This window comes from Roseibium sediminis (genome assembly GCF_008711325.1).
GTDB classification, from domain to species: domain Bacteria; phylum Pseudomonadota; class Alphaproteobacteria; order Rhizobiales; family Stappiaceae; genus Roseibium; species Roseibium sediminis.
Window position 1 is genome coordinate 1 of record NZ_VXDB01000075.1, and the last position, 1,415, is coordinate 1,415.

Annotated in this window: 1 protein-coding gene; it reads left to right on the forward strand. The window is 53.5% G+C overall.

The genetic code is table 11. From position 1 onward, the window contains the following. Nucleotides 1–470: 470 nt before the first annotated feature. Nucleotides 471–1,349, forward strand: a complete 879-nt coding sequence (gene rfbA / locus F0155_RS23100; protein ID WP_150526918.1) for a glucose-1-phosphate thymidylyltransferase RfbA — start codon at nt 471–473, stop codon at nt 1,347–1,349. Nucleotides 1,350–1,415: the final 66 nt, after the last annotated feature.

Below are 1,415 nucleotides of genomic sequence, written 5' to 3' on the forward strand. Positions count from 1 at the left end.
CCAACATGGCACATCACGATGCCGGATGGTGGAGCTGTCCACACCATCAACTTGTTGATCGTGGGCGACCTCCCGGCTTCACGTGCAGGATCATTGCAGCCACAATCTCCCATTCCCGGTCAGTCAAATCACTTGGATATCGAAGAGCGTCCCGGTTATGCTGCTTGCGCGTGATATCATCCTAGGGCATTCGATCCTCCATCTTCTCGACAAAGACGGTTGAATCATAACCTAATGATATCACTCAACTACTTTTAAATCGGGCTCTTAGAATATTTATGGATTCTCGGGTCTAGGAGTTCTGAACCATATCATTCACTTCCCACGCATCTAACGCTAAAACGCTAGCGCTGAATCCCGCCACACAGAGGATAGAAATTAGGATAGTAATATCTTGATTTTGGCGGCAATTCTGCGTTGAGGACAATTGGTCGATCTGCGGATGAGGAAATAAAAAATAGGGGAATATCATGAAAGGCATTATTCTCGCTGGCGGCTCCGGAACCCGGCTGCATCCGATGACCCTCGCCATGTCCAAGCAGCTACTACCGGTCTACGACAAGCCGATGATATACTATGCATTGTCGACGTTGATGTTGGCTGGCATCCGCGATATTCTTCTCATTTCAACGCCATACGATCTGCCGCACTTTCAGCGACTGCTCGAGGACGGGAGCAAGTGGGGCATCTCGCTCTCATATGCAGAGCAACCGCGGCCTGAAGGGCTGGCTCAGGCGTTTATCATTGGCGCTGATTTCGTCGCCGGAGGTAGCTCGGCTCTAATCCTTGGCGACAACATCTTTTACGGCCACGGCTTTAGCCAGATGCTGCACCAAGCTGCGTCCGGCAATGACGGAGCGACAGTATTCGCCTATGCGGTGCACGATCCAGAGCGTTACGGCGTAGTTGAATTCGACTCGGATTGTCGGGCGGTCTCGATTGTAGAAAAACCGACGCTCCCGCGCTCGAACTGGGCGGTCACTGGGCTTTACTTTTACGACAGACACGTGGTCGACATCGCTGCCAACATCAAGCCCTCGGCACGTGGCGAGCTGGAAATAACCGACGTTAACGCGGCCTATCTCGAAAAGGGCCAGCTGCGGGTCGAGCGCCTTGGCCGCGGCTTTGCTTGGCTTGATACCGGCACGCCAGAAAGCCTGTCTGAAGCTTGCAACTACGTGCGCACGTTGGAGAAGCGGCAGAACATGCGCATTGCCTGTCCAGAGGAAGTAGCCTATCGCATGAAGTTCATCGACGCAGCTGAACTCGGTGAACTCGGGGCGGCGCTCGGCAGATCTGACTATGGCAAGTACCTGCTGCGAATCGCCGCTGGCGAGCTTCACAGCTAAGCGGAAAACTCCGGGGCATTGCCATTTGTGGACAGCTCCGTTTTTGCAAGGGTTTTCTTTGTGCTT

Excerpts from the sequence above, each read along its gene's own strand:
- rfbA (WP_150526918.1), top strand. The coding sequence starts at position 471 with ATGAAAGGCATTATTCTCGCTGGCGGCTCCGGAACCCGGCTGCATCCG.